Genomic DNA, 2191 nt, shown 5'->3' with positions numbered 1-2191 from the left:
GTTTACATGGTGAACCGGTAAACGGAAGCTGGTCGAAATCGACCGTCGCGGCCGCACGGAGTGCGACCTGTTGCGCAGACCTCGCGGCTTTGGCGGGCAGACCGATTTCCACGGCGAATTCAGCCCAGTGCTTCGCTCGTAGATCCTTGGTTCGCCCGGCGATCGGCAGCGCCATCGAAACGTCGTCGTAGACCAGGGTGCAGGGAATGTCGTAGATCGGCGCGATGCCCCAGCGCCCCGTGCTGTCGCGCAGGACCCCGACGTTCTTGGCGTGCAGGTCGCCGTTGCCGGTCAACCAGGCAAACAGGAACTGCAAGTAGAGGTTTCGTGCGGCGAGGAGAGGGGCGCGAACCTTCCCAGCGAGCGCTTCGACGACCTGGACCGCGTCGACGTTGTACTTCGCGGATGGTGGCAACCCGAGCACTTGAGTGCCATCTTCGAAGGCGAGACGACGCCACGAGTCGCCTTCGTGGACGCGGTCGAAGCGGCGGACGAGCAACCCTGATTGCCCGGATTTGTCATGCACTAGTTCCGATTCAGCGACCCCGAGCTTTAACGTCCTAGCCGCCGCCATGTGCACGGCTTCGTTCTCGATCAGGTGCGGAAATCCCGACTGCGACAGCTTCAGGATGAATCGACCGAAACCTGCTGCGATAGGCGTGCTGATCATCGACGCACTTGCCTTGTTCTGCACACCGGGGATCGCCTGTCGATCGACATCGTCTACCAGGCGGTCGAATTCGAGCTCATCGGCCGACATGCAGTCGACGAGTGCGGGAGCGTCAACTAGGTCCGCCCCGGCGGGAAACACCTGCACGTCGCCCGGCGCGTCGGCTCCTACGGCGAGCAGGAGGCTGAGTTCGTCATCAGCACTGGTTTTTACGGCACGGCGAAGCACCGTCAACCGGTGCCCCTCTGGCAGCAGGCCCGCGAAGAATGGTGGCACAGACCCCGATGCGCTGCTGACCGGTTCGAGGTCGAGCGCCAAGGTGGAAGCGACTGGATCACCGGAATATGCAGTGGTGTACCGGAATTCGGTGCCGCCATCCGACGTCCTGCTGATCGATGCTGCGAGACACCCGGCTTTGTAGACATCTGCGCTCCTGATCCTGCGCAATGCTTCGAAGTCCGTCACGGCGCCACCACAAGTGTGATTCCCAGCGCGCTGGCCACTGCGGCGACCGTCCCGATACTGGTCGAGCCTCGACCGTGCTCGATATCGCGAATCGTGCGTGTGGAGGTGCCCGCAATTTCAGCAAGCTGCTCCTGCGTCAGTTGATGGCGGCGCCGCTCCGCCCGGATTCCTGCGCCTATCTCCTTCAACACACCTACACCCCCAGCATCGGGTCAGCAGAATATTGCCGAATTGGCTCCTCGTTTAGAGAGAGTACGCCACGCATCAGACAATCGGCAATATTCTGCCGATCACACCTCTCGCGATCAACCGGGATCTACCATGGCGGCAAATCGGCAGAATATTGCCGAAATCTTATCGCCGGAAGATGCGAAGTCGTCGGTGTCGGGTACCCGCACCGTCGTCTACGGTCCCGAGCGCCGTTACGACGAAACCTGCTGCGAGGCAAGGACTGCCGAGCTGTGCTGAGCTGGGAGCGCTTCCCAGCCTCCCTGCCGGTGCCACGCTCACGAGCCCGGCACCCTGGGACAACCCGTTGAAATGCGAATGGCGCGGCGGGGACACGACGGTTCAGATCGGTCTCTGGGAGTACGAGAAGGCACCGACCGCCAACGCATCGTTCACCAATCTGCTGATGCTGTGCCCCGGCGAAGAGATCGAACCGATCGGCATCTCGAAGCGCTCGGCCTATTGCGGCCGTAAGGTAGCCCCCGCCTGCAATCTCATCGCCAATCAGGGCGTCTTCCACATCGACGTCATCTGGACGGCACCCGCGGGGACCGACGAGAAGTCGTGCCGGAGCCGGGCTTCGACCCTCGGCGGCGAGGTGTCGCGACTGCTGGGGTGAGTCGCTGGTCGCGGAGCAAGGTGACGATCAGAGGTGACCAGGTTCGAGGTATAGCGCTGCGGTAGACGACAGCCGACCAGCGCAGTCGATAGGCTCCGAATCATGTCAGCGATCTTCGATTGGGCGCGACCGGACAACGTTCAGCCCGAGCCGATCACCGTCGACATCTGGCGCGAACTCCCCGAGGAGTTCTGCCGCTTGGTCGAGGT

General features: G+C 62.5%; 3 protein-coding genes. 1 reads left to right on the top strand and 2 read right to left on the bottom strand.

Annotation, left to right across the window (positions count from 1 at the left end; genetic code table 11):
- Together ACFWPJ_RS31030 and ACFWPJ_RS31025 are read right to left on the bottom strand one after the other, a co-directional pair.
- Positions 1–1135: type II toxin-antitoxin system HipA family toxin (locus tag ACFWPJ_RS31030; RefSeq protein ID WP_378856807.1), on the bottom strand; the 1135-nt coding region annotated here is incomplete at its 3' end.
- Positions 1132–1326 carry a helix-turn-helix transcriptional regulator gene (locus ACFWPJ_RS31025; protein ID WP_378856805.1) on the bottom strand — a complete coding sequence of 65 codons (195 nt, stop codon included), beginning with the start codon at positions 1324–1326 and terminating at the stop codon, positions 1132–1134. The genes ACFWPJ_RS31025 and ACFWPJ_RS31030, both read right to left, overlap by 4 nt.
- A gap of 344 nt (positions 1327–1670) precedes the next feature.
- Here ACFWPJ_RS31025 and ACFWPJ_RS31020 point away from each other — a divergent pair, with 344 nt between their 5' ends.
- On the top strand, positions 1671–1982 hold the full coding sequence (locus ACFWPJ_RS31020; protein ID WP_378856803.1) for a hypothetical protein: 312 nt from the start codon (positions 1671–1673) through the stop codon (positions 1980–1982).
- Positions 1983–2191 lie beyond the last annotated feature (209 nt).

The sequence above is a fragment of the Nocardia sp. NPDC058497 genome (genome assembly GCF_042720195.1).
Lineage (GTDB): Bacteria > Actinomycetota > Actinomycetes > Mycobacteriales > Mycobacteriaceae > Nocardia.
This window is presented reverse-complemented; position numbering and strand designations above follow the sequence as displayed.